Annotated in this window: 24 protein-coding genes; 4 read left to right on the forward strand and 20 right to left on the reverse strand. The window is 56.6% G+C overall.

Annotation, left to right across the window (positions count from 1 at the left end; all coding sequences use genetic code 11):
* Nucleotides 1-18: 18 nt before the first annotated feature.
* From EIH22_RS04825 to EIH22_RS04835, 3 genes are read right to left on the reverse strand one after another with little or no spacing between them, the layout of a single operon-like run.
* Nucleotides 19-1,233, reverse strand: coding sequence for a phage major capsid protein (locus EIH22_RS04825; protein ID WP_407640825.1), 1,215 nt, complete (start codon nt 1,231-1,233; stop codon nt 19-21).
* A gap of 26 nt (nt 1,234-1,259) precedes the next feature.
* Complete coding sequence (locus EIH22_RS04830; RefSeq protein ID WP_073717565.1) at nt 1,260-2,126, reverse strand: head maturation protease, ClpP-related; 867 nt, start codon at nt 2,124-2,126, stop codon at nt 1,260-1,262.
* A complete protein-coding gene (locus tag EIH22_RS04835) occupies nt 2,123-3,424 on the reverse strand; it encodes a phage portal protein (RefSeq protein WP_124054624.1) in 1,302 nt (433 codons plus the stop codon). The genes EIH22_RS04830 and EIH22_RS04835 overlap by 4 nt, the downstream gene beginning before the upstream one ends.
* Nucleotides 3,425-3,454: 30 nt before the next feature.
* Here EIH22_RS04835 and EIH22_RS04840 point away from each other — a divergent pair, with 30 nt between their 5' ends.
* Nucleotides 3,455-3,826, forward strand: coding sequence for a DUF2651 family protein (locus EIH22_RS04840; RefSeq protein WP_073717225.1), 372 nt, complete (start codon nt 3,455-3,457; stop codon nt 3,824-3,826).
* Here EIH22_RS04840 and EIH22_RS04845 read toward each other — a convergent pair.
* From EIH22_RS04845 to EIH22_RS04880, 8 genes are all read right to left on the reverse strand, one after another.
* Entirely contained in the window at nt 3,796-5,400 is a 1,605-nt protein-coding gene (locus EIH22_RS04845; protein ID WP_124054739.1) for a terminase large subunit, read from the reverse strand. The genes EIH22_RS04840 and EIH22_RS04845 overlap by 31 nt on opposite strands.
* A 29-nt stretch (nt 5,401-5,429) precedes the next feature.
* On the reverse strand, nt 5,430-5,753 hold the full coding sequence (locus tag EIH22_RS04850) for an Nmad4 family putative nucleotide modification protein (RefSeq protein ID WP_200829169.1): 324 nt from the start codon (nt 5,751-5,753) through the stop codon (nt 5,430-5,432).
* Between the two features lie 88 nt (nt 5,754-5,841).
* Complete coding sequence (locus tag EIH22_RS04855; RefSeq protein WP_070448213.1) at nt 5,842-6,489, reverse strand: hypothetical protein; 648 nt, start codon at nt 6,487-6,489, stop codon at nt 5,842-5,844.
* Complete coding sequence (locus EIH22_RS04860; protein WP_070448258.1) at nt 6,486-6,674, reverse strand: cell division protein; 189 nt, start codon at nt 6,672-6,674, stop codon at nt 6,486-6,488. The genes EIH22_RS04855 and EIH22_RS04860 overlap by 4 nt, the downstream gene beginning before the upstream one ends.
* Nucleotides 6,675-6,749: 75 nt before the next feature.
* Complete coding sequence (locus tag EIH22_RS04865; protein WP_124054626.1) at nt 6,750-8,156, reverse strand: DNA cytosine methyltransferase; 1,407 nt, start codon at nt 8,154-8,156, stop codon at nt 6,750-6,752.
* The gene (locus tag EIH22_RS04870; protein ID WP_006680352.1) at nt 8,153-9,403 is read right to left on the reverse strand and encodes a site-specific DNA-methyltransferase; all 1,251 of its coding nucleotides are present in this window, start codon (nt 9,401-9,403) and stop codon (nt 8,153-8,155) included. The genes EIH22_RS04865 and EIH22_RS04870 overlap by 4 nt, the downstream gene beginning before the upstream one ends.
* On the reverse strand, nt 9,375-10,565 hold the full coding sequence (gene metK / locus EIH22_RS04875) for a methionine adenosyltransferase (protein WP_124054627.1): 1,191 nt from the start codon (nt 10,563-10,565) through the stop codon (nt 9,375-9,377). The genes EIH22_RS04870 and metK overlap by 29 nt, the downstream gene beginning before the upstream one ends.
* An 81-nt stretch (nt 10,566-10,646) precedes the next feature.
* Entirely contained in the window at nt 10,647-11,219 is a 573-nt protein-coding gene (locus EIH22_RS04880) for a P27 family phage terminase small subunit (protein WP_073717227.1), read from the reverse strand.
* A 50-nt stretch (nt 11,220-11,269) separates the two neighbouring features.
* On the opposite strand from EIH22_RS04880, the gene EIH22_RS04885 reads away from it, so the two are divergent.
* Both EIH22_RS04885 and EIH22_RS04890 read left to right on the forward strand, forming a co-directional pair.
* A complete protein-coding gene (locus EIH22_RS04885) occupies nt 11,270-11,959 on the forward strand; it encodes a ClbS/DfsB family four-helix bundle protein (protein WP_124054628.1) in 690 nt (229 codons plus the stop codon).
* The gene (locus EIH22_RS04890; RefSeq protein WP_073717236.1) at nt 11,952-12,404 is read left to right on the forward strand and encodes a hypothetical protein; all 453 of its coding nucleotides are present in this window, start codon (nt 11,952-11,954) and stop codon (nt 12,402-12,404) included. The genes EIH22_RS04885 and EIH22_RS04890 overlap by 8 nt, the downstream gene beginning before the upstream one ends.
* On the opposite strand, the gene EIH22_RS04895 is transcribed toward EIH22_RS04890, so the two are convergent.
* The 8 genes from EIH22_RS04895 to EIH22_RS04935 form a co-directional block, all read right to left on the reverse strand.
* Nucleotides 12,384-14,873 carry a glycoside hydrolase domain-containing protein gene (locus EIH22_RS04895; protein WP_073717229.1) on the reverse strand — a complete coding sequence of 830 codons (2,490 nt, stop codon included), beginning with the start codon at nt 14,871-14,873 and terminating at the stop codon, nt 12,384-12,386. The genes EIH22_RS04890 and EIH22_RS04895 overlap by 21 nt on opposite strands.
* 408 nt (nt 14,874-15,281) lie before the next feature.
* Entirely contained in the window at nt 15,282-15,659 is a 378-nt protein-coding gene (locus EIH22_RS04905; RefSeq protein ID WP_073717231.1) for an HNH endonuclease, read from the reverse strand.
* Nucleotides 15,660-15,815: 156 nt separating this feature from the next.
* Nucleotides 15,816-16,274 carry a hypothetical protein gene (locus EIH22_RS04910; RefSeq protein WP_073717232.1) on the reverse strand — a complete coding sequence of 153 codons (459 nt, stop codon included), beginning with the start codon at nt 16,272-16,274 and terminating at the stop codon, nt 15,816-15,818.
* Nucleotides 16,265-17,641, reverse strand: a complete 1,377-nt coding sequence (locus EIH22_RS04915) for a DEAD/DEAH box helicase (RefSeq protein ID WP_124054629.1) — start codon at nt 17,639-17,641, stop codon at nt 16,265-16,267. The genes EIH22_RS04910 and EIH22_RS04915 overlap by 10 nt, the downstream gene beginning before the upstream one ends.
* Entirely contained in the window at nt 17,622-17,900 is a 279-nt protein-coding gene (locus tag EIH22_RS04920; protein WP_073716793.1) for a VRR-NUC domain-containing protein, read from the reverse strand. Before EIH22_RS04920 ends, EIH22_RS04915 begins: the two co-directional genes overlap by 20 nt.
* A gap of 128 nt (nt 17,901-18,028) precedes the next feature.
* The gene (locus tag EIH22_RS04925) at nt 18,029-20,290 is read right to left on the reverse strand and encodes a phage/plasmid primase, P4 family (protein ID WP_124054630.1); all 2,262 of its coding nucleotides are present in this window, start codon (nt 20,288-20,290) and stop codon (nt 18,029-18,031) included.
* Complete coding sequence (locus tag EIH22_RS04930; RefSeq protein ID WP_073716795.1) at nt 20,287-20,724, reverse strand: DUF7768 domain-containing protein; 438 nt, start codon at nt 20,722-20,724, stop codon at nt 20,287-20,289. The genes EIH22_RS04925 and EIH22_RS04930 overlap by 4 nt, the downstream gene beginning before the upstream one ends.
* Nucleotides 20,721-21,503, reverse strand: a complete 783-nt coding sequence (locus tag EIH22_RS04935; RefSeq protein WP_124054631.1) for a phage antirepressor — start codon at nt 21,501-21,503, stop codon at nt 20,721-20,723. Before EIH22_RS04935 ends, EIH22_RS04930 begins: the two co-directional genes overlap by 4 nt.
* 249 nt (nt 21,504-21,752) lie before the next feature.
* On the opposite strand from EIH22_RS04935, the gene EIH22_RS04940 reads away from it, so the two are divergent.
* A complete protein-coding gene (locus tag EIH22_RS04940; protein WP_235001773.1) occupies nt 21,753-21,935 on the forward strand; it encodes a hypothetical protein in 183 nt (60 codons plus the stop codon).
* Nucleotides 21,936-21,938: 3 nt separating this feature from the next.
* On the opposite strand, the gene EIH22_RS04945 is transcribed toward EIH22_RS04940, so the two are convergent.
* On the reverse strand, nt 21,939-23,906 hold the full coding sequence (locus EIH22_RS04945) for a DNA polymerase (protein WP_124054633.1): 1,968 nt from the start codon (nt 23,904-23,906) through the stop codon (nt 21,939-21,941).
* Nucleotides 23,907-23,967: the final 61 nt, after the last annotated feature.

Raw genomic sequence — 23,967 nt, forward strand, 5'->3', positions numbered from 1 at the left:
CGTGTGTAGAACCGCTGGTTATGCTCCTGCCTTTTGGGTGAGCAGCTTGACTGCTTCGGGTAGGACGAGCTTGCCGTCCAGTCGCTGAGATGCGAGGAATCCGACCTGTCCGGTGGTTGCGAACAGTTCGTTGAGCCGCTTGAACGAGCGGCCTTGTCGGTCGGCGATCCAGTAGTACGACAAGTCACCGAAAGCAACCGTCGACGCACCAGCCTTGATTTCAGGCACAAACGTGGACGTGTGGACGGGGTGGCCAAGGACAAGGTCTGGGGTTCCTGCGGTCAGGGCTGGCTGCCACAGATACTGGCCGTTACCATCCTTGAGCTTGCGGATGGTTTTCACGGTCGAGTCGTTCATCAGCCACACCGCGTTCTTCCGATACGGAGCACGCAAACCGTAGTGCAGATCGATGAGTTCATCAGCCGTAATATCCGTCGCCTTGCCCGTAGTCACTGCCTTCTCACCACCACCAGAAGTTGCGAAAATACCGGTGGGCTTACCCTTACCGTCCCCGGTGAGGAAGGCTTCTTCCTCGGCAGCGCCAATACGACGAGCAAACTCCGCCGCCAAATACTGCTCGACATTAAACGCCGCATCGTTCAAGAGTTCCTCTGAAATTTTGAGGAAGGTGCCGAGCTTAAACGCACTCAAATTGACCTGCGTGAAAGCTTCATCAGATTCCGTATACGGCTTGCCCTCATCGAGCCACCCGGCAGTGCCATGCGTAGAGACGACCGGGATTTTCCGATCCCCGCTGGTGGTTTGAATGACCTTGGCTAGGCCTCGCATGATGTTCTGATCCTCCAGTGAGGAGATCAGGGTACGTTCGAACTCATCAGGCACCAGATAGCCGCCCTCAGTATCGACGCCTTCAGACAGTGCGTTGCGGACTTCCATCGGAGAAACGTTGAGCCGCATCGCGTCCCAAAACGCCCGCTTATACGAGGCGGTCGCGCGCGGTGCAGTCGGCTTGGCTTCATCATCAGGATTCATACCCGGCATGGACGTGAGCGGCATGTTCGTTGCTCGTGCGAGGTCGGCGTCGCGGCGCAGGGCGCGCTCAGAGCGGGCGATCTCATTGGTGAGACGATCGATCTCGGCTTCCATCTTCGCATAAGCCTGATCATCTTCAGCAGACAGACAGCCAGTTGTGGTGTCGCGGCGCTCATCTAGGAAAGCCTTCGCCTTCTCCCAAACATCTGCGCGCTTGGTACGAAGATCAGAAACAGTCATAGGGGTCGTCATGGTTAGTTGTCCTTTCAGTGGGGTTGGTTCGCTAGTTCGGCGTACAAATCACAAACCCGCCGACCAAGAGGTGCAGCGGGTGTAGTGGTGAGGTGTGGTGGTCGCATCGGCTTCGGAGGTGATGTGGCGGTCAGATGTGCGACGAGTTTTTGCTCGGCTGCTCGGCGTGAAAACACCGTGCCAAGTCCTGCGTTCTTGGGTGGGAACGGCAGGCGCTTCTCATCGTCGTCGGGTTCGTCTGGGGAGTCGACCTTGTCCTCATCGTCATCCAGGTCATCGTTGGGCTTCTCAGGCGAGACCGCAAACATTGGGTTGCGTTCACCTGTCAGGAGTTCGTCGGCAAATCCCATGTCGATCGCGGCCCGCGCATCCATCCACGTTTCGGCGTCCATGAGCTTGGACAGCTTCGCCCTGCTCAAGTTCGTCTTCTCCTGATATGCATTCAGGATCGATTCTTTAACCGAATCAAGCATGTTCATTGCACGTGCGAGTTCGTCCTTATCCCCGACCGCCATCGTGGCAGGGTTGTGAATCATCAACATCGACACCGGGCTCATGGCGACCTTCGTGGCTGCCATGGCGATCACGGACGCGGCGGATGCGGCGATCCCGTCGATGTTGACGGTGACTGTGCCTGGGTAGTCGATGAGCATGTTGTAGATCTGTGCGGCAGCAACCACGTCCCCTCCGGGGCTGTTGAGCCAGATCGTCACCGGCCCGCTACCCGCGTTGAGTTCATTGGCGAAGATGGCGGGTGTGATGTCGTCATCGAACCAGGATTCTTCAGCGATTGTGCCGCTAATGCGTAAAACCCGGACACTACCTGCGTCCGGGTCAGTGTTGCGTGGCTCGGGTGTGAGCCAGTTCCAAAAACGTCTCATATCCTCCTCCTTACAGAAGATTCACTCGTAGGTTCCTCAGCCGGTTCAGGCTTCGGTTCAGACTCGGTTGTCTGCGCGTATGCCCCTGCAAGACTGAGTGGGAGCATGTTGCCGTTTACCAGGTAGAGATCCCCGCCAGCCTCAGCAGGAATCTTGTCGAGGTTTTCTAGCTCGCGTATATCGTTAGCGCTCATCCACCCGTTCTGCCGAGCCACCGCGTATCCCTCCATGCGTGACTGGTAGTCCCCGCGCAGCAGACCTTCAACGTTGAACTTCACATACACGCCAGGTTTTTCACACGGACTGAGGAGTGTTTTGGTGATGGCTTGTTCCCAGCGGATCACCCACGGATCAAGCGTGTACTTCACAAACTCGAGACTCTGCTGCTCAATGTTCGAAAATGAGCTCTTTTCGAGGTCACCGATCATGTGCGGCGGGATACGGAAAATGCGGGCGATCTCATTGATCTGAAACTTACGGGTCTCCAAGAACTGCGCCTGTTCAGGAGACACTGAGATCGGCGTGTACTTCATGCCCTCCTCAAGGACGGCGATCTTGTTCCCGTTCCTCGCGCCACCGAACGTCGCCTGCCACGACTCCCGAACCCGAGCTGGATCCTTGATCGTGCCCGGATGCTCCAACACGCCACCCGGAGCCGCACCATTAGCAAAAAACGATGCGCCGTAGTCTTCGGTAGCCTGCGCCAAGCCGATGGCGTTCTTCGCCATAGCAATCGGGCTATAACCAACCAGCCCATCAAAGCCCAGCCCTGGAATATGGAGCACATCGCGCGCAGCCAGGGTGACGGTTTCGAACCTTCCTGTTGGTTCGTTCCACATGCGCTGATACTCGTAATACAGCCGCCCAGCCTCATCTCTACCTACGGTCATCCGGTTGGGCATAAGCGGATACAAGCCAATAACCTCATCACGGCCGTTGCGGATCACTTGCGCAAACGCATTACCCCACAACAGCAAGTGAGTCATCAACGTTTCTCGGAACACGAAGCTCGTCATCTCTGGATTCGGCTCATCATGCAACAACCTGTAGAGCGGATGGTCGAGCGCCTTCACCTTCGCACCATCACTGCTCTGCCGGTAAACATGCAACGGCAACCCCGCGATAGCTTCAGCGAGGATGCGCACGCAACTATAGACGGCAGTCATTTGCATCGCCGAGCGTTCTGTCACCGGACGGCCCGAGGTGGTGCCGCCGAAGAAGAAGCTATAGCCCGAGCTAATCGCGTGATCGTCGGCGGGGCGGGTGGTGTCGCCACGCAGCCAATTCAGGAAACCCATGCGGTGTCCTTTCACATGTAGAATTGGAATATGAAAGCGCCCTCAAAACAGTCGTGGGCACTGATGAGTGTTCTGCTAGTGGCATTTTGGTTGTTGCCGCTCATTTCCATGTGGATTAGCAGGCTGGGCGATCCCAACGCCAAGTGGTTCATCGCGTTGCTCTTCCTCGCGTTTCCACTACTCACCATCGTTTTGAGCGTTATCGATGGGGCACGCCACGGGTTCGGCTGGTGGTGGCTACTGGCTCCGTTCGCAGGGTTCTTGACCACACTGTTCGTGTACTACAACGATTCAGCCCTCATCTACGGCGTCGCCTACTCGATCTTGGGACTGATCGGCACAGGCATCGGCGCGTTCATCCATGCGCGTGCTCACAGTACGAGTAGGCCGCGTTCGTCATAAACACTGCCGCTGACGTGCCCGCTGCCGTTTCGGATAGCTCGGTCGAGGGCCATGATCGTGGCGACGACGCCGTCGATCTTCTCCGTGGACTTCTGCTTATCCGGCTTGATGTTGCCCGCTGGGTCGGTGCGAATGTGAATGTTGTCGACCATCCACGACAGGACTGGGTGCCCACCATGAGCCAGGCGACCTTCGAGTGCGAGCTTCATCAGCTCCTTCGACGGTGGGCTCATATCCTTAAAGCCCTGCCCGAAGGGGACCACGGTGAAACCGAGACCTTCGAGGTTTTGACTCATTTGCACAGCACCCCACCTGTCGAACGCAATCTCACGAATATCAAACCGCTCACCAAGGGTTTCGATGAAGGTTTCGATTGCGCCGTAGTGGACGACGTTGCCTTCCGTGGTCTGTAGAAAGCCTTGTTGTTGCCACAGGTCGTAGGGCACGTGGTCACGGTTAACGCGGAGTGTGAGGTTTTCTTCGGGTATCCAGAACCATGGCGCAATCACATACCGCTCGTCACCGGTTTCGGGTGGGAAGACGAGCACGAACGCCGTGATATCCGTCGTCGACGCAAGATCCAGCCCGCCGTAACACACGCGGCCCTCAAGGTCGGAAAGGTCAACAGGTGCGTTGTTAGCGTTCCAGACGTGCATGGGCATCCACCGCACACTTTGTTTGACCCATTGGTTGAGGCGAAGTTGTCGGAAGGTGTTTTCTTCGGCTGGGTTTTGTTTCGCGCTCGTGCAGGCTTGGCGAACCTTCTCGATCGGAACCGTGATCCCCAAGCTCGGATTAGCCTTATGCCACACTGCTTCGTCGGTCCAGTCATCTTCGCGGTCAGCCCCGTAAATCACCGGGTAGAACGTCGGGTCATGTTTCTTGCCTGCGAGGATGTCTTCAGCTTTCTCATGCTGCTCATAACAAATCGAATGCGTATCGGTACCAGCCGTCGTGATCAGAAAATATAGCGGCTGGGTGCGCGCGTCACCCGAACCCTTGGTCATCACGTCGAACAAGGCACGGCCCGGTTGGGTGTGCAGTTCGTCGAAGACGACACCAGAAATGTTGAACCCGTGCTTCGAATACGCCTCTGCACTCAGGACTTGGTAGAAGGAGTTGGTGGGTTTGTAGATGATCCGCTTCTGCGAGGCAAGAATCTTGACACGCTTGGACAAGGCGGGGCTCATGCGGATCATGTCCGCTGCGACCTCAAACACGATCGAGGCTTGCTGGCGGTCTGCCGCGCACCCATAGACTTCGGCGCGTTCTTCACCATCCTCGCAGGTGAGCAGGAGCGCGACTGCGGCGGCGAGCTCACTTTTGCCCATCTTTTTGGGTATCTCGACGTAGGCGGTGGTGAATTGGCGGTAGCCGTCTTCTTTGACGGTGCCGAACAGGTCGCGGATGATTTGCTCTTGCCAGTCGATGAGCTGGAAGGGCTGTCCTGACCAGCGGCCTTTGGTGTGTTTCAGGGCTTGGATGAACGCGACCGCGAAGTCTGCTTTACGCTTGTCGTAGCGTGAGCCTGTGGCCATGAATCGGGTCGGCGTGTAGGTGTCGAGAGTGCGCATCACACCCTTCAGGCTCCTTCCTGTGCTGGTTAGTTGGTGTGGGCAAGCGCCCAGGCGATGGCGTGGCCGGCGTCTTCGAACAGTTCGTCAGCCTCGGCGACCAGGGTAAGTTCGCATTCAATGAAACTGCGAACGTCCGGTCCCCAGCCGCCGATGGGCTGCTCGGCGAGCTTGTAGACGCGGGCGTCGTTTCCGATCCGGCCTTTGCCCAGGTGCCGGTATGCCGAGGCGAGGACGAAGTCTCCGTAGGTGATCACCGTGCCGTAGCTGTCGGTCGCCATCTGCAGCTGCTCCATCGTGGTCTTGCCGTTGTTCATGACTTTCTCCTTGTCCTCTTGTTCGGTCATGTACATACAGCCATAGGTGTGCGCGGTTATCCAGCCGTTTTCGGCGTATTTACACAGGAAGAATAGAGATTCTGATCTCTTGCATATTTCCCGTTTATTCGGCCTGTGTGGGCGTGGTTTTCCACGCCGCATTCCCTTCCAAGTTGGTCAGCAGGACTCGGCGCACGTGCTTGTAGCTGTCGCCGATCATGCCCAGGCGTAGGAGCCAGCAGCGCATCGCATACTTATCATTCCCTGGTTCAGGTGGTTTCGGTGAGATGCGGGTGGAGGTCTTGGCTTGCTCGATCATGAGCTGAAGGAGCACACTGGCCGCCTCGATCACCTCCGCGTCAGGAAGTTGTTCGAACCAGGCAAACTCAACCGTTCCCTCCACCGCATTCAAATTCATCGGAGTGGCCGGAATGCCCAGCGCCTTAGCGATGAGTTCTCCCTTGGCGGCGAGCAGGGCTTCGAGCTTCGCGGCTGTGGCTTCGTCCCAACCTGTCGTGGGGAAAGCAAGCGTCAGCCCGTACTCCTCGCTCGTGGGCGCGAACCCGGCCTTCTGTGTGGCTTCAATGAGCGCTTCGGCGTCGATGTCCTCTGGGAGGTGAAGGGTCCAGTCCCGGTCCAACCGTGCATCTCCGATCTGGTAGTCGAACGTGGGTGCTCCCGCATAAACTGCCGTGAGACCAAGGTGAGCGGCGATGGTGTTGGCGAGTTTCTTACGCCCGCTCTTGTTCGGGACGAACGAAATTTGGTTCATGCCGCCACACCCTCACCGTCAAACCAAGACTCGACCAGTTGCAGGTAGCCGGTTGCGTCGTGTTCGATTGCCCCGGCAACCAGCGGGAAGTTCCACTTTCGTGCAATGTCGAGGGCTTCCTCGACGTCCCAGATATTGATGCCCGCTTCGAGCATCTCGCTGATCTCAATATGTAAATCACTCATGACCATCCTCCATCTCCTCTTTCCTCTAGTTAGGGGGTCGTTTGGTCATGTACATACAGCCATAGGTGCGAGCGCTTATCCAGTCCTTGCGCGAGCAAAATTCTTCAGTCTTTCAAGGACGTGGCGAGCCACGGGCAAAGCGATCCCGTTGCCCCACAACTTGTATTGCGCCGAATCCGACGTCGGGTCTGCGAGCCAGCTGGCGACCTGCTTGCGGGAGCGCGGCCTAACGCCTCGGAGGCGGTTCCATTCGGCCCACACGTCCACCCAGTAGTCGAGCTGGGCATCGGTGGGGTCGGTGATGGCGAGCTGGTCGCACCAGTCGTCGGGGAAGCCCTGCAACCGGGTGCACTCGACCGGCGTCAACCGTCTGGGGCGCAGCGACGAGCTGGCGACCATGGGCGGGTCGGTGTAATCCGTGGCCAGCAGCGCACCTGCCTGATCCTTGGTGGTGCGGGTGAAATAGTCGGCCTTGGATGCGGCATAGACGGGTTCCAAGATGACCATGCCGCCTTGGTTGCAGGTCGGCTCTCCGCCTTTCAGGTCGAGGGTTTTCGACACTTCTGCTTCGTAGCCGTAGTGGCCGCCACCGCTGCGGGACTGGTGGATCGAATTCAGGCCAAACACCCTGCGTTCCTCTGGGACGTCGAGGAGGATGGGGACGTTGGTGGGTGAGTTGCCCATCCGGGCAGTCAGCGTCTGCACCACCCCCAAGGAGTTGACGGTCAACCTCGAGTCCTGCGGATGATGATCCATCAATATCACCGAGCTGCTACGGCCTCCAAGGCTTGCTTCAGGGGTGTGGGCATGGTCTTGTTCTTGCGTGCCGCCCGATTCAGGATTCCTTGGCAGGCTCGCGGGCTCAAAAAGAATCTCGGGTGCGGATCGGCCTGCAAAATCTGCGACAAGGTAGATGCGGCGGCGTCGTTGGGCGAGGCCGAAATGTTGCGCATCGAGTACACGCCACGCAACCGAGCATCCGCCTGCCACGACGGTCCCAGCGTCGGCCCACCGCGTGTCAGGAACAGGCACGTCAGGGACGGACGGCGCGACGACCTGGATGAGGCTCGTGAGGACGGCGGCGAAATCCGCCCCTTGGTTGGAGGAGAAGGCTCCCGGCACGTTCTCCCAGACAGCAAATCGGGGATATTGGTCATTAGTCGCCTCCCTCATTTCCTTGATGATGCGAACAGCCTGAAAGAACAGGCCGGAACGTGAACCTGCCAGCCCGGTCTGCCGTCCTGCGACCGACAGGTCTTGGCACGGCGACCCGAACGAGATGATGTCCACCGGCTCGATCACGGTGCCGTCGATAGTGTTGACGTCGCCGAGGTGGGTGACCGCGGGCAGACGGGTGGTGGTGACGAGGATCGGAAACGGCTCCACCTCGGACGCCCAGACGGGGCGGATACCGACGTTGAGGGCGGCGAGTGGGAAGCCGCCCGACCCGTCAAACAGAGAGCCAAGCGTCAACGCGGTCATGTGGTGCCTCGATCCACTGCCTTCACGACATCCAGGTAGGCGAGCTGCTGGCTGTCGCGGAGACACGTGATTCCTGCGGCGTCTCCGGTGGCGTCGGCGTAGCGGCGCAGGATCACGGAGGCGTATTTTTCGTCGAGTTCCATGCAGTAGGCGATGCGGTCGGTTGCCTCAGCTGCCATGAGTGTGGAGCCTGAGCCTGCGAAGGTGTCGAGCACGATCGTGTTCGCCTGGGTGGAGTTCCCGATCGGATACGCCAACAAATCCAGCGGTTTGGAGGTGGGGTGGTTAGCGTTGCGGCGGGGCTTGGCGAAGTTCCAGATCGTGGTTTGTTTCCGGTCGGCGTACCACTTGTGCTTACCCGTCTTCACCCACCCGAATAGCACCGGCTCGTGCTGCCACTGATACGGGGAACGTCCCAATACGAGGGAATCTTTAACCCAAATACAACAGCCCGACAGGTAGAAACCAGCATCTTGAAAAGCGCGACGGAAGTTCAATCCTTCAGTGTCAGCGTGGAACACATACGCGGATGCGCCCTTCTCACACACGCCCACCATGTTCGAAAACGCTGATAGCAGGAAATCGTAGAACTTATCGCCATCCATCTTGTCGTTCTTGATGGACAATCCGGATCCTGATTCGAAGGCGACGTTATATGGCGGATCGGTCAACACAAGATTCGCACGCTTACCATCCATCAACAACTCGACGTCCTCGGCGCTGGTGGCGTCGCCGCACACGAGTCGGTGGCGGCCAAGCGTCCAGATATCCCCACGCTCCACGAAAGTAGCAGCTTCTAACGCGGCGGTGAGGTCAAACTCGTCATCCTCCACCTCACCCTCATCCAATGAGCCGATAAGCTGCGCGATCTCAGCGTCATCGAAACCGGTGAGTTCAGCGTCGAAATCCGAAGCATCGAGGTCGGCAATCAAGAGTGAGAGTTTGTCCTGGTCCCATTCGCCGCTGATCTTGTTGAGCGCGATGTTGAGTGCTTTCTCGCGCGTCTCATCCAGCTCCACGACGATCACGTCCACGTCCGTGTGGCCGAGGTCTTCGAGCACTTTCAAGCGCTGATGACCACCAATGACATGCCCGGTGGTGGAGTTCCAGATAACGGGCTCGACGTAGCCAAACTCGGTCAGGGATCGCTTGAGCTTCTCGTATTCGGGATCGCCGGGCTGGAGGTCTTTACGAGGGTTGTAGTCAGCGGGCTTCAGCTCAGCTATTGGCATTGTTTTCATGAGCATGCTTCTTCACCGCCTTCCCTAAAGCATTAACGTGAGCGAACGAGCTCTCCCAGCGCAGACCGGCATGGCCGAAGTGACCGTAGGTTGAATACTGTGTAAAGCCAGGCTTGCGAAGGTTCAAGGCGTCGATGATTGCTCCGGGGCGCAGCGGAAACACTTCCCGTGCAGCAGCAGTGAGGATCTCGTCAGAGTATTCGCCGGTGCCGAGGGTGTCGATGGTGAAGGCGACCGGATCAGCTTTCCCAATCGCATAACTGATCGCCACCTGACACTCATGAGCCAGACGAGCGTCGACGATCGTGCGGGCGATCAGGCGCGTCATATAGGTACCCGAACGGTCAACCTTCGAGGCGTCCTTGCCCGAGAACGCGCCACCACCATGGAGCGCGAGTCCGCCGTAGGTGTCGACCATCAGCTTGCGGCCCGTCAGACCCGTGTCTGCTTTCGGCCCACCAACCGTAAAAGATCCGGAGGGGTTGACGAGAATCTCGGTGTCGGCGCTGATCGACAGGTACGGTTTGCACGCGGGTGCGACGATCAGTGTTTTGACCTCAGCTGCAAGCTCATCCAGATCCTTGATCTTCTCGTGTTGGATCGACACCACCACCGTCTCAACCGCCACGGGCCTACCAACATCGTCGTAACGAACTGTCACCTGCGCCTTACCATCGGACTTGATCCCGGTGATCGTGCCGTCCTTGCGCGCCTTATCGAGGCGGGCGCAAATCTCGTGTGAGAGCACAAGCGGCAATGGCAAACGCTCCGGGGTCTCGACCGTGGCGTAACCGAAGACGGTGCCTTGGTCACCTGCTCCTTGGAGGGCGAATTCGGTGTCGTCACCGAACCGTGCTTCGAGCGATCGGGTGACTCCTGCGTTGATGTCTGGGGATTGGCGGTGTGTCCAGACGAAGACGAGGAACTTCCACGGCACATAACCCGCCTTTACCAGCGCGTAACGCACCGATTCACGAATACGCGGCCGGCAGGTAGTGGTGATTTCACCTGTGACGATAATCCGTCGCCCAGATGCCATCACTTCTACTGCAACGCGGGCAACAGGATCCTCATAGAGGATATCGTCAAGGATCGTGTCAGCGATCAGATCGCAGAGCTTATCGGGATGGCCGACACACACGGCCTCAGCAGTCTTCGTAACAGACATACACACACTCACTTTCAGATCAAAAGGGGCGAAACAAAACGCCCACCCGTCAAACACAGGCAGGCACGAAAAAGGGTTGTTTTAGGAGCGGGCTTTGAGCAGTTGCTCCATCACGTCATCACCAGGAGCTGCGCCCGAGTAGTCGGTGGTGCAGGTGGCGCGCACGATCTCGTAAATCTCATACCAATACACATTCGCTTGCTTCCCAAACGACTGGCTCATCGCCACAAATGGGCTAGCGATCGCGGCACCCGTGGTCGGATGCTTGCCAAGCAGGCCGAACTTGGAGATCGCCTGCTCGCACTGCACATAACGCGCGAATGCCTGCGCATAGGCTTCAATCAAGCGCGGTGCAACAAACTGGGAACAGCCGCGTTGGTCGAGCCATTGCCATGTTTCTCGGTAGACGAGGTCAGCGCCGAGTGGTTTGCCGTCGCGCTGAATGTCGGAGAGATAATCCGATGGTTCAGGCATGGTCTCACCAGAAAGTACCGCACCGTCTCCAATGTCTGAGCCTTCAAAGTCGAACGGCTCATTCAGCGGATCCTCAAGCCGTGTGGTTGGGCGGCCTGCGGCGAGCTTCTCGTTCAGCGGGTCGGGTTTCGCTCCCGCACGGACGCGGCGTCCGCCTCGGTTCGTTCCGTCTTTCGCCACGGCGTAAGCCTCCTCTACTAATTTCGTGCCGTCTTGTGTTACAATTAGGTATGGGTCGAGCGAAAACGAAAACGGAACTGTTAGAAGCAACCACTTCCCAATGGGATGTGCTGCAAGCATTGATTGACTCCATGCGACCAGAGATAGAAAAGGTCAGCCTGTTTTTCGGTGCTGACTTCGACCGTCCTGAACCCCACTGGGGCAGAGACAAGAACCTACGCGATGTCCTTGCCCACCTATACGCGTGGCAAAAGATGCTGTTCGACTTTGTTGACGCTAATCAAAACGGGACCGCCCAGTCATTCCTGCCCGCACCTCACACGTGGCGAACCACGCCAGCACTGAATACGGAAATCTGGGAGCAATACCAAGACACGCCACTGGGCGACATACAGGAGATTCTGGCCTCGAGCCATTCGCAGATCATCGAGCTCATCGGCAAGTTCACCAACGAGGAGCTATTCACCAAGAAGTATTTCCCCTGGACAGGCGGCACATCGCTGGGCTCCTATTTTGTGTCGGCGGCGCCTAGCCACTACGACTGGGCGATTAAGAAGCTCCGCGTCCACAATAAAGCCAACAAAACAAATTCCTGCCTCAGGATAGCGCCCAGCGGTTTCCTATTACGTGGCAGTTTAGACAGGCATGGAGACAGTTCTAACATCGATGAGATTTCAGTCAATAGTGAAGTTGGCTTATCTCTGACTAGGTATGGTGAGGGAAAGGGCACTGATGCGTGATATCGTCAAAATCGCTCTGGTCTATGCCGTATGTGTGCTGGTATTCCAGACTGTTTTTCTCAGCGACCTGGTGTGGGTGCTGTACCCTGCGGTAGTCATTGAACCGATTCTCATAGCTGTAGTCGCATTATTAATCACCCGGAAAATCCAGGTAGCAGACTGGCAGCTAAACTTTTTTGTTTTGCCACTCTTGCTTTACTGCTTTGGCTTGGTTGCTGACATTATGTCATTTTGGATTTCAACTGGAGGCAGCGTGTTTTCAACCGGAAATCACATTTGGTATCCAGTAGCTCCAAATTCCCCTTGGGATGTTAAATGGTGTGGACTTTATGGAATCCCAGCTGTTATTTTCATGGCAGGCTACCTGATTCGTTTAGCGATACGAAAACGGGTAGCCTGCCATGTTTCTGACTCTAATGATCCATCAGAAAATGAAGTTCGCTAGTTTTTCACAGGCTTTATTAATCACCTCTGAGGAAATTGAGCCAGCTAGCTTTCGCCTTAGAACCCCACCTGGAACTCCTGACATGACTGAAACGAATGCTGTCAACGCTCCTGAAGCATTTGAGGCATTAACACTGCTGGCGATCCGCTTGAATCTGTTGGCTAGTTTGCTGGAGTTGTTGTAGTACTCACGCAGTGTTGCCGACAGAAGATGGCTGTTGGAATCATTGCCGTTTTCTAGCGTGTTGGCGATGATAATGGCGTCTCCATCACAGCAGAGGTCGTCACGGTTACAGTTGTTTCCTACCGATTCCCATTCTCCCTTGTCGTTTTTCTTGTCAAGTACTAACCCCTTCAAGCCAGGATGCTGACGGTAATCGTTACCTTGACCGACTAGGGCTGTGGCCACCTGATCCAGGTTCGCACTGGGATTCCACTCAAGCGTTTTCTGAATATTCTCCATGGCAGTAGCTAGGTCTCCAGCCCAGCCAGTCCACGCATCAGGGATAACATTCCAGTTGGTGTATCCAAGTGTTGTTGCCGCCAGATGCGCCAGATCAACTGATTCTCCGGTCTTGTCGGTCATGGATTGCCGCCAAGTGTTATCAATATAGCGATTCAATGCTGCGATGATCTTCTTGCCTACAGCGTCCTTCTCAAGTACGCTCGCGTCAGCACTCCTGAAACTTTCTGCAGACACGGACCAGTTCACCGCAGATCCACTACCACCGTCACGCAGATAGGCTTTTGCTAAATAGTTGAGTATGCAACGCCAAGTCGGAACAGCAATCCACGTTCCCGCACCATGAGAACCCGCAACGTAGTCTTTTCCAACCTTGCCACTGGCACGAAGTTCTTCGAAGCGTTTCTCTAAATGCCAGATCAGATCAATCGGAGCCAACTTGTTGTAGTCAATGCTGGTGTCGGGCCCAGCGCCACCGGCACTCGAAGGAGCAACATGATCCACTGCTGGAGCTTGACCTGAATAGGCGACCCGATCAAGGTCAAAACCAGCACCCTTGTAGTCACTGATTTCAGTGAACTGGTCATAGTTCCAACTATCAGGAATAGGGAAGCCGAGGTTGCCAGAAAATCCTGTAGACATGTCCGAGACGAACGCGCTTCCAGCGTAGCCGGCTTTAATGATGCGGCTACAAATATTGCGTGATGCGTAAATACCCACTTTGTATCCGCCTCCCAGGCTTCCACGCACACCCTGAAAATACGGAAGAATATGACTTGTGACCTGAGGGTCTGTCGCATCGAAATCAACAGCGAAATAAATATACGTTCCCGGAATACCCAGTCGCTGGGCTGCTTGCCTTGCAAGCGTGGCATGGCGAGTTCCGTTTTCTCGAGTGAAGTGGCGCAATTCGGTGGAATACTCTTGGAATATCGGGAAGAACTTCATCCCACCTTTCGTGATGCGTTCAAGTTCTCCGGGGCGAATAGCTTTGAAATAGTCAGACGGATCTTTTGAATCCTGATTCGGCTCAGTCAGGTAACGTCCTACGATCGCATAGCCGTTCGCCTTAAGTAGGTTGAGTCGCTCAGCCGTAATCTCGAAGCGTGTATCGCATGCTTTACAGGCGCGATTCGGATCACCTTTCGAGGTCAACAGGCTCATCCATGTAGTCGAGTCGACCACCCCGCTTCGTGGGAGCTGATACTTTGCTTGGAATTGCGGAACGAACGTTGACAGTGCGGTTTGTGCAGAAGGATAGATATCGGGAGAAATCCGATTACACACTAGAGCAACCTGAGCTAGCCAAGCCCACTTCGGTAAACTTGCCGCATTGCTGGGTGTAACTATTGTTAGACGCGCTTTGGTGCCATTGCCGAAATTACCTGTGGCTTCCGCAGGGCTAAATCCTTCAATGGCTTGCAAGACCTGAATCAGAGCAGTATTCATTTCCCGACCGTAGAGTCCATCGGTTGGGATGATTCCGGTATAAGCGCGATACTGTTGGTTGATTTGTTGCTGTGCTTGCCGAATCGCTGAAATGCCCCCATAAGAGCGAAGCAGGACGAATTGCTGCATTGACAACAGCGCTTTCATGACGTCGAGCGTCACAGTGGAATCCCCACCAATGCCCATGTCGCTCTTAAGCTGTTTGATAGCCTTTCCAGTTCCGCTATAGAAGTGAGTCGTGATATCGCTGGCACCAGCAGAATATCCCTTACACCACAAGGCGCCTTGGATAATGCCGTACACATTAGAAGTCTCCTGCGCACCGTCATCCTGTTGGTGGATGCCGTTAGGCCACCGAGACTGGAAGCGACTGATAGTTCCCGGTCCGAAATTGTTCGCCGTTGTCGTAATACCCAGCTCGATTTGCAGAGCCCGAATCAAAGCGTTGACCGTGCCCCAGCCGGTATATCCGTCCTCTACGACTGAACCGAATCCAGCCTTGCTCCTATAGGTGCGATTGAGCCATTGCTGTGTTTTTAGCACCATTTGATCTGTCATGATTCCTCCTTTTTAGAAACCAGTTTGTTAACTCAAGACAGGCGAACACCTGACAGGGAGGGATCCAGAACACCGGATGAGAAGCTCCAGAGTTTTCCGCCCTCACCTGTACGTCCCTGGCAAACCCAAATCCGGACGGACAAAACACAAGAAAACCGAGCAACACTCAGCGGGATTTCACCCCTCACTGGCACTGCCGACAAATAACGAAGTGTTAATACCCTGTTTGATTCAGGAACTTTGCGCGCGGTTGGCCCCGCCCGCTGACCTTCGCCAAGGCTGTAGAGATTCGATGCCCCCCAACCCCTAACCGAATCCTCGACTGGTTCCGTAACTTGGCGTGGGAACAAGGTCAATATTTTTAGGGTGGGGAAGTGCTTAGTGGTTATGTCGCGATTTTCAAAAAATCTAGTAGGTGTAGACCTGAAGGGCTTGCCTCCATCTGTCACCGTCTAACGCGCTCTGCCTGGAGTGGCAGGGTTTGCACAGGCTGCGCAAGTTGGAAAAGTCGTGGCTGCCACCGTGCTCAAGCGGGAGAACGTGGTGAACCTCTTGGACAGGCATATAGCTGCCTTGCTCTAGGCAGTCTTCGCACAAAGGATGTTGTGCGATGTAGGCGGCGCGGATCTTGCGCCAACGCGCGCCGTAGCGGCGGTTGATCTTCGGATCACGCTGATACTTCCGATAGTGTGCGTCTTCCGCCTTCGCGTGCTGCTCGCAGTAGCGTTCGTGGGTGAGCTCTGGACAACCAGGGTGAGAGCACGGGGAGGCTGGTTTGACCGGCATCGCGTTACTCCTTCCCGGATGTGGTGAAGCCCCAAGATTCCCGTGTGTGGGTTCTTGGGGCTTCTCCTACTTTTCAACCACCTACATCATCTCAAAGGAAAAGGGCTAAATGCATCCGCCGTTCCTGACACCTTTTGGCGCAAGGGTGCAAACCCCTCACAAACGGCCGTAGAGAGCGGTCGCTAACCTAGCCAGTGCTCGGGACTTCTTCTGGTAGGCGGTGGTGCGTTCGACGTAGAAGTGGTTGCAGATCTGCTGGACCGCATCATCTTGTGTACCTTCGCCGAGGAAGAATGCCTCCAACACCAACCGGTCGTCCTCGGAGATGATTTCCCATGCTGGGAGGAACCAGTCCATGTACTGACGGGCCTCCGCATACCGAGCCTTGTATGTGTCGATTCGATCGATCGTTGCAACGATCCTGTTCTCCGAAGCGTGTAGATCACCCGAGGGCGGTGTGCCGTCCATGCGCGGTGATGCTGGGCTGGCCGCATCAGCATAAGCAGTTTTGATGGCATCGTCGGTGGTGTCGATGATCTGCTCCATCACCGCATAATCCTGCAACGCCGCAATCGCGGCCTTACGAGTGTCGAGGTATTTCGTCATCACATGCATGAGCGTGTCCTTTCAGTGGTTGTGTGGATTTCTTGTGCGACCGCGTCAATCAACGCAGTCTGCGTAGCATCCTTCGCATCAAGCGCACGCAAGACGGCTTCATCGAGCGTCCCCTCGGTAACGAGGTGGGTGATGGTGGCTGGTTCGGTTTGCCCTTGCCGATAAAGCCTGGCGTTCGTCTGCTGGTAAAGCTCCAAAGACCAGGTGAGCGAAAACCACACCAGCAGATGCCCACCGGCCTGGAGGTTCAGACCGTGACCCGCCGATGCCGGGTGAATCAGCCCAAGCGCAATCTCGCCCTTGTTCCACGCCTCGATATCAGCCGAGGTATTCAACTCGCGTGCCTGTGGGAAGCGGGTGGTGATGCGTTCGCGGTCATGGGTAAACCAGTAGGCCACGAGCAGTGGGTTGCCGTTGGCTGCCTCATAGAGGTCTTCTAGAGCGTCGAGCTTGCGATCATGAACCGCAGTCCATTCGCCATCGCTGGCGTAGATCGCTCCCGACGCTAACTGCAGGAGCTTGCCTGAGAGTGCTGCGGCGTTCGCGGCGTCGATTGTCGCCTCACCGAGTTGGAGGACAAGATCGGCTTTCAACTGCTCATAGACGCGCCGTTCTTTAGCCTCCAGTGTTACTGGCGTGGTCGTCACCGTCAACGGCGGGAGTTTCAGGTGGTCGGTGGTTCTCATCGACAACGTCATATCCGAAATCGCCCCATAGATCTCGTCCTCAGCACCCACGCGGGGTTTGTAGGTGAAGACCTGCATCCCGTTCCTTTTGTCGGGCACGAACCAACGATCGCGGTAACGGGTAATGAAACGGCCCAAACGCTGACCGCCGTCGAGGAGCCGGAACTGCGCCCACACGTCCATCAGCCCGTTCGACGCGGGCGTGCCGGTGAGCCCGACCCAGCGCTTAACGTGCGGCCGCATTTTTACCAGCGCAGTGAACCTTTTGGCGCGATGGTTTTTGAAGCTGGAGAGTTCGTCGATGATGACCATGTCGAACGGCCAGCTATTGCCGAGTTGGGTAACGAGCCATGGGATGTTTTCACGGTTGATGATGGTCACCATCGCAGACTTGGCTAACGCGTCCAGCCGGTCTTGCTTGGTTCCAACAGCAACCGCGACGGTGAGCCCGTCAAGGTGATCCCACTTGGCTACTTCTGCAGGCCAGGTATCGCGCGCGACGCGTAATGGCGCGATGACGAGAACGCGGGAGATGGTGAAGTAGTCGAGCATGAGCTGCCAGATCGCCGTCAACGTGATGACGCTCTTACCCAATCCCATGCCAAGGAAGATCGCGGCCTCGTCGTGGTCGATGATGAACCGGGTGGCTTGTTGTTGGTAGTTATGCGGCGTGTAGTGCATCAAGTACCTCCTGTATGCCGTCCACCGAATCAACAACCAGTGTGACAAAGCCTTGCTGGCGTAGTTGGTTCATCCGACGCTGCTGGATTGGCCTGGGTTTCTGTCCTGGTACTTTCAATTCGACGAAGACAGCCCGGTTTCTCATCAGGCATATCCGGTCGGGTACGCCGATGGTTCCAGGGCAGACGAGCTTCCAGCACAAGCCGCCAGAGGCTTCAACGGCTTTCTTGAGCTTCGCTTCGATTGTTTTCTCGTTCATGACTTTTCCTTGAGTTGTCAAGGGTTGTGTTGGTCATGTAGGTCTAGTTCTAAACCTCTATATAGAAGTACTTTTTTGGCTTCTATATAAAGGGCTAGTACCGACGTACACGACCAACACACCCGTCGTTAGTTGAGCTCGAATTCGTCAAGCAAGCGAAGTCCTCGGATGAGTTTTCCACGATTGTTTCGACGCGAGGTGAAGCCGTTTTTCTCCACGGCCGAATAGAAATCACTCGTTGAGCGCACGTACTCGCTACGGCTAAGCGCCCAAGCCCTGTAGGAGGAATAGAGCGCCCCAGACTTCTCTTCAAGACCTGGGTCGAGCTCGCAGCATTCGTCGAGGAAGTGGGCGAACCAGTCGTTGGCCGCCCGATACTTCTCCGACGCTTCAACCACGCAGGTGGGTGGGACGAGCCGGTAATTCTCGGCGTGGATCAGGCGTGCGCCTTCCATGATCCAGGCGAGGACTGCGCCGCCTGCTTGTTCGAAGAGGTGGTCGGCATAGTTCTTCACATCCACACTGGGTTGGATGGTTTGGGTGAAGGGGATGACGACAAGGCGCCTCCAGATACCGGTATCCATCGCCCCGACTTTGGGCAGGTGGTTGGTGTAGAGCACGAGGGTGTGGGAGGGGGTGAAGGAGAAGGGGTCTTTGTATTTCTTCTCCGCTGCGATCTTGTCCGTCGAGGCCAGCTGCTTCGTTGAGGAGGTTGAAAGGCGCACGCCCTCGTCGTTCTCACCTGCGATCAGGAGGCGGCGGGCCCTTGTTTCAGCCATTTCGTGTTTGGCGTTGTTTTTCTTGCCCGCAATCAACACCTCCGCCGAGATGGTTTCAGAATAGGAGCCGAGGACGCGGGCGATAGTGTTCCAAAACGTGGATTTGCCGTTGTTGCCATCCCCGTAAGCGATGATGAGGGCTTCGATGAGCACCTTGCCAATCGCTGCTAATCCACACACCCGCTGAACGTAGGCGATGAGTTCTTGGTCGCCGCCGAAGGTCAGCTCAAGGGAATCACGCCACACCTGCAAGCCAATATCGCTGGGGTCGGTGGCGGTTTGCTTGGTGACCATGTCCGCAGGGTCATGATCACGCCTACTCCCGTCACGCAGGTCAAACGTTGCCGAGGGCGTATTGAGCAAATAAGCGTCAGCATCGAGCACTTCGGGATTGATAAGCGCGAGAGGCCTTGCTTGGCGCATAACCGCCTGAATCGTGCGGTCGGAGCGGCATCTGTAGATGAACTTCTGCCACTCTTGGGCCGCCGTCAGTTCCCGATACACCCGCGCCTGCTCAGAACTGAACATCCCCAGCGCTTTGGTTTTCGTCATGGCCGCGAGCATCGCCGTCACCCCGAGATCGTTGGCGCGCTGGCTGATGGCCTCCAGCTCAGCATCTACTTGCTCTAACTGGCGGGTGGTCAGTTCTTGGACGACGTGTTGGACTTTGGGTTCGTTTTCCTCCCACACCCCGCCTTCGTAAACCATCCACGCTGTCGCTGGCGAGTAACAGATCCGATTCGCATATTCACTGGCGAGAACCATGGCTTGGCCGACATCAGTGAAATCCTCCGGCTTCAAACTCGTCAACTGCGCATACGCCTCCGGTGGCAGATAGCTCGGGTCGGAGGCGACCTTCGTGGCGAACCTGCACGCGCTATTCCAGATCGTCTGTAACTCACCAGCCGACAGAGGCGGCTCGCATAATGATGCTTTGCGGTCGAACAGGTCACGGGCTTGATCTGTCTGCCCGTAGCGGATGAGGACCCTGCCTGCGAAGCGTGAGAGGGTGGCGTTGCGCGACCCTTCACCAATCACGAGAGTACTTTGATCGAAGGTGGCAAACACGTCGATCTCGTCAGCGTTATCGAGCCATGCATCGAGCAACTGGTCGCCCTCATGCACCGTAACTTGCGGGTTAGGGGTGCCGTAGATGAACCTTCCTGCATCCAAAGCATTACTGTCAAAGAACGCGAACCTCGCCGCGAGGCGATGCTTCAATCCCGCGTATTCGTCTGCGTCGTGTACTTCGTGGATTGGGAAGTAGACGTGGAAACGCGGCCGCGCCGAAAGCACACCCTTCGCCTTCATGTGATTACGCGAGGTGGCGGTCATGAACTCCACCCCAGACATCAACTCGCCCAAGCGCTCTGGTGTGATCCACTCGGTTTGGGTTTCGGTGTGGTCGTTGTCGATATCCATCACCACGCAATCCGACGCCACGAAGGCTGCGGTTGAGCGGCGATCATTCACATAGGTGGCGGCCACATGATCGAAACCCGCGACCCTCGATAGTGAGGCCGCGTCAGTGGCCCGGTGCCTGTTTGGGTAGTGGTTGTTGTTCTGCACGCCGGTAACGGTGGCGGCATGGAGGGTGAAGGGCGTGGTCATGGCGTGACCTCCTGGAATTCAGAATCGAAAAACTTAATCGGCAACTCGAGGTCGCGCGCCCACCCGATCTCTAAGCGCATACCAAGGCTGACGCGTCCGACATATGCCCACAACGCTTCGCACTTGGCGAGCAACACCCTGTTGAAAAACATCGCCAACTCACGCTGATCAGGATCGGCGTCATCCATAAACTGCGGATAGTGCAGGTGTGGGGCGAATGGGATCTTGCCTGCCGCTACTGCGAAAGAGCAGAATTGGCGGGCGAGCTCAACGTTCGCTTCCGTGTCGCCCGAATACGGCGAGCAGATATAAACCAAGGGCCGGTAGCCGAACTGTTCGCGCTGCAACTTCTTCAAAGCGTGATAGCTCGTTAAATCCAGATAGCCTTCGGTGTTCTTCCTCGAAAACCCAATATCCAAAGTGGTGGCGCTCATGCTTGCACCTGACCTTCACGCTCAATGACAGGCAAAATGCCGAGCTGGTTCTTGAGGGCCTCGTAGATGAAGAGGCGGCCCTTTTGTGTCCAGTAGGTGTGAATCCGGGTGCGGTTGCCGTCATCGATGACGTGGGTTTTGGTGTCGGTGTAACCGTTGCCTGCGTGCTGTGCGTAAAGCAGCCACACCCCCGATTGCTTGTACTGAATACCGAGTTCGTGAAGGAGCTGGTTGAGCTTGCGACCAGAAAGCCCATAGTCCTTCGCGATCACCGTGATCGGCAAAGCGTCCTTAGCTTCGAGAACCATGTCGTAGTAAGACAGTTTCGGCTTCGCTTCAGCCAGGGCTTGAGCTTGAGCAAGATTCTGCAACGTGAGCTCTGCGGTTTTGCGGCGTTCAGCGACGTACGCATCAAGCACTTTGAGGAGCGCTTCGGGATTAGTGACCAGCTCGTCGGTGGCATACAGGCCATAGCGACGGATTGACGGCAGCACCTCGTGGGTGACCCAACGCTTGAACGCTTTCGCTTCTGGTTTGCGTGATGCCATGATCAGCGCGTAGAGGCCGGGCTCGTTGACGCACCATGTAGCACCGCCAGAGAACCCTAAGTTGAACTTAGCCTTCTCATCGGCATCGAGACGCGAAACGGCAACCGAGGGGTTCGTGAGATCTAGGGCCTGGCAGATATCGGCGGCGATGAACCATGTCTGATCATTAGCGGTGAAGCTGCGTACCTGCCCGAAACGGTCGTTGGTGAAGGTTTGGATGGTTTTACCCATGACAGGCTCCTGTTCTGAGAGCCAAATAGACGAATGTGCACCGGTTGGTGCGAGAAGCTCTCAGTGGTAGGCCGCAAACCTTCCAGGAGTTACCCCCTGGGCGGGTTTGTGCTCACTGAGCTTTGGGGCTCTCGCACATACGTCCTTGAGCACCACCCAATCCGGACGGGTGTCATGAAAATTGCTTCACACGAGATGCCGTGTATACCCCGCAGACAAATCGGGGCGGTGCGAGCGAGCATGGATGGTATGAGTGAGATTGATAAAGCAACGGTGTGGGCGATGGCGAAAAACATGCGCCTATTCGCCTTCATGGAATATCTGCGCGACCTCGACAACGACCCGGCTCCGAGCGCTGCGGATCAGCAGATCGCCAAATACCTACGTGAATTCATGACAACCGACCCGAAGCTGCTGCTCGGCGACGAGTAGGAGTTAGTCCTTGCGATAGTAATTACACTCGTACCCGTCCGCATCCAGCGGCAGGCCTTCTGCCCAGGCTGGGAGCGTGGACATGAGCTCGCAAGCATCAGTCACGGTGAAGCCGGAATTTTCGGGTTCGTCGATGACGATCTCGTCGTGAACATGCATCACAATCCGATGCCCCGTCTTGGCGACTGCGTGCATGCCAGTGACGAGCAGGTCACGAGCGATCGCCTGGACGATATTCTCGACGAGTTTGCCTCCGTAGGTTTCGAGCTGTCCCCAGCGCCGTGCGGTTGTTGTGCCGGTGTAGGTGATGGATGTGCCGCCCCAACGGTTCTCGCCCAGACGCGGCTGTACATAGGCAAGCCGCCTGCCCGAGGGCAGTTCGATGAACAAGATTCCGGCTTCGACGTTGAACCGTAGGTTCCGGAGCCGGATCGGCTGGCGCGACGAGATCGCGGCGATCGCGGCTTCTTCGACGTCTGCCCAGAGCCCAACGATGTGCGGGTTAGCTTGCCGCCATGCGTCCACGATAGGTTTGAGTTCGTGTTCGGTGAGTCCCATGGTGAGTGCTCCCATGGCTTTGAGAGCACCAACTGAGCCGCCATAGCCACAGGCGAGCACCGCGATCTTCCCCTTCTGGCGAAGCTCGCCATTAACGCCGTGTTTCTCGACTGGGACGCCGAACATGCGGGAAGCGGTTTCGCAGTAGAGGTCTTTGCCCTCATGGAAGGCGGCCAGGGTGGTTGTTTCTCCGGCGAGCCATGCGATAACGCGCGCTTCGATTGCGGAAAAGTCCGCAACGATAAACCTGTGCCCAGGTGAAGGGATAAACGCGGTGCGGATCAACTGTGAAAGCGTGTCGGGCACGGACTCGTAGAGCAGCTCAAGCGCATCAAGGTTGCCTGTCCTGACGAGCGTGCGCGCTGGGTCGAGATCTGTCAGGTAATTCCTTGGCAGGTTTTGGACTTGTACCAATCGTCCTGCGAAGCGTCCGGTACGCCCTGCTCCGTAGAACTGGATAAGACCGCGCGCCCGGCCGTCAGCGCCTGCGACGTTTTGCATCGCCTGGTATTTCTTCACCGAAGATTTCGCCAGATCGCCGCGCAGTTCGAGGACTTCTTTCACCGCGCCAGTGGCGGTGTCGAGGGCGGCATCGACCTCGGCTTTCGCTAGTGATTCGAGTTCGCACCCTCTGGTGACAAGCCATTGTTTGAGTTGGATCGGCGAGTTGGGATTGTCCAACCCTGTGAGCTTCTGCGCACGAGCGAGTGTGGCATTGCGGTGGTGCTCGTCCACGGCAACGGCATTATCGACGAGCGTGTGGTCGAGAAGAATCCCGGCATCATTAATGCGTTGGTCGAGAGCGTAGGTGTCCCATTCGGCCTCTGGCATTGGAAAACAAGCCAGTCTGTCGTGGATGGCTTGTTCGACTTCGACGTCGCGCCGGTTGTAGTCGATGAACCGCGCCCACCCGGTCGGGTCAGCCGATGGTGGGTTACGTCGCTTGCCGCCATTCAAGACTGAGGGTGTGGCGGGTGTGCAAAACTGCTTGATCAGCTTGCGTCCGGCGCTGTCTTTTTGAACATCAAGTTTCAAAACTGTGGCTACTGCGTCGAGGCTCATCGGCAGACCAAGGTAGGCCGACCAGATCATGGTGCAGCGCCACTGCCTTGGGTCAAGAAACCCATCACCGAGAAGCTCGGGATGATGCGTGCGGAGCCAGGCAGATAGGCAGACTCGTTCGAAGGCGGCGTTATGCGCCCACTTGACCACGGATGGATCTACCAGTGCCGCCAGCACCTCATCGGGCAGGGTCTCACCGCTGGCAAGATCCACCACCTCCACGGGACCACCGTCGACCGAATATCCGAAGAGGAGCAGGTCGAAGTCTGGGTGTTCGGCATACGGGTAGACGCCTGTCTTGGCGAGCTGAACAGGACTGAAAGTCTCGATATCGCAGAAGAGTGTTCGCATGACGAGGTTCCTTTCACATAGAGGAAAATGTGGAGGGAACCAACAATGAACGCTGGTTCCC

The sequence above is a fragment of the Arcanobacterium ihumii genome (genome assembly GCF_900604515.1).
Classification (GTDB): domain Bacteria; phylum Actinomycetota; class Actinomycetes; order Actinomycetales; family Actinomycetaceae; genus Arcanobacterium_A; species Arcanobacterium_A ihumii.

Excerpts from the sequence above, each read along its gene's own strand:
- EIH22_RS04825 (WP_407640825.1), bottom strand. The coding sequence starts at position 1,233 with ATGACTGTTTCTGATCTTCGTACCAAGCGCGCAGATGTTTGGGAGAAG.
- EIH22_RS04830 (WP_073717565.1), bottom strand. The coding sequence starts at position 2,126 with ATGAGACGTTTTTGGAACTGGCTCACACCCGAGCCACGCAACACTGAC.
- EIH22_RS04835 (WP_124054624.1), bottom strand. The coding sequence starts at position 3,424 with ATGGGTTTCCTGAATTGGCTGCGTGGCGACACCACCCGCCCCGCCGAC.
- EIH22_RS04840 (WP_073717225.1), top strand. The coding sequence starts at position 3,455 with ATGAAAGCGCCCTCAAAACAGTCGTGGGCACTGATGAGTGTTCTGCTA.
- EIH22_RS04845 (WP_124054739.1), bottom strand. The coding sequence starts at position 5,400 with ATGCGCACTCTCGACACCTACACGCCGACCCGATTCATGGCCACAGGC.
- EIH22_RS04850 (WP_200829169.1), bottom strand. The coding sequence starts at position 5,753 with ATGTACATGACCGAACAAGAGGACAAGGAGAAAGTCATGAACAACGGC.
- EIH22_RS04855 (WP_070448213.1), bottom strand. The coding sequence starts at position 6,489 with ATGAACCAAATTTCGTTCGTCCCGAACAAGAGCGGGCGTAAGAAACTC.
- EIH22_RS04860 (WP_070448258.1), bottom strand. The coding sequence starts at position 6,674 with ATGAGTGATTTACATATTGAGATCAGCGAGATGCTCGAAGCGGGCATC.
- EIH22_RS04865 (WP_124054626.1), bottom strand. The coding sequence starts at position 8,156 with ATGACCGCGTTGACGCTTGGCTCTCTGTTTGACGGGTCGGGCGGCTTC.
- EIH22_RS04870 (WP_006680352.1), bottom strand. The coding sequence starts at position 9,403 with ATGCTCATGAAAACAATGCCAATAGCTGAGCTGAAGCCCGCTGACTAC.
- metK (WP_124054627.1), bottom strand. The coding sequence starts at position 10,565 with ATGTCTGTTACGAAGACTGCTGAGGCCGTGTGTGTCGGCCATCCCGAT.
- EIH22_RS04885 (WP_124054628.1), top strand. The coding sequence starts at position 11,270 with ATGGGTCGAGCGAAAACGAAAACGGAACTGTTAGAAGCAACCACTTCC.
- EIH22_RS04890 (WP_073717236.1), top strand. The coding sequence starts at position 11,952 with ATGCGTGATATCGTCAAAATCGCTCTGGTCTATGCCGTATGTGTGCTG.
- EIH22_RS04895 (WP_073717229.1), bottom strand. The coding sequence starts at position 14,873 with ATGACAGATCAAATGGTGCTAAAAACACAGCAATGGCTCAATCGCACC.
- EIH22_RS04905 (WP_073717231.1), bottom strand. The coding sequence starts at position 15,659 with ATGCCGGTCAAACCAGCCTCCCCGTGCTCTCACCCTGGTTGTCCAGAG.
- EIH22_RS04910 (WP_073717232.1), bottom strand. The coding sequence starts at position 16,274 with ATGCATGTGATGACGAAATACCTCGACACTCGTAAGGCCGCGATTGCG.
- EIH22_RS04915 (WP_124054629.1), bottom strand. The coding sequence starts at position 17,641 with ATGCACTACACGCCGCATAACTACCAACAACAAGCCACCCGGTTCATC.
- EIH22_RS04920 (WP_073716793.1), bottom strand. The coding sequence starts at position 17,900 with ATGAACGAGAAAACAATCGAAGCGAAGCTCAAGAAAGCCGTTGAAGCC.
- EIH22_RS04925 (WP_124054630.1), bottom strand. The coding sequence starts at position 20,290 with ATGACCACGCCCTTCACCCTCCATGCCGCCACCGTTACCGGCGTGCAG.
- EIH22_RS04930 (WP_073716795.1), bottom strand. The coding sequence starts at position 20,724 with ATGAGCGCCACCACTTTGGATATTGGGTTTTCGAGGAAGAACACCGAA.
- EIH22_RS04935 (WP_124054631.1), bottom strand. The coding sequence starts at position 21,503 with ATGGGTAAAACCATCCAAACCTTCACCAACGACCGTTTCGGGCAGGTA.
- EIH22_RS04940 (WP_235001773.1), top strand. The coding sequence starts at position 21,753 with ATGAGTGAGATTGATAAAGCAACGGTGTGGGCGATGGCGAAAAACATG.
- EIH22_RS04945 (WP_124054633.1), bottom strand. The coding sequence starts at position 23,906 with ATGCGAACACTCTTCTGCGATATCGAGACTTTCAGTCCTGTTCAGCTC.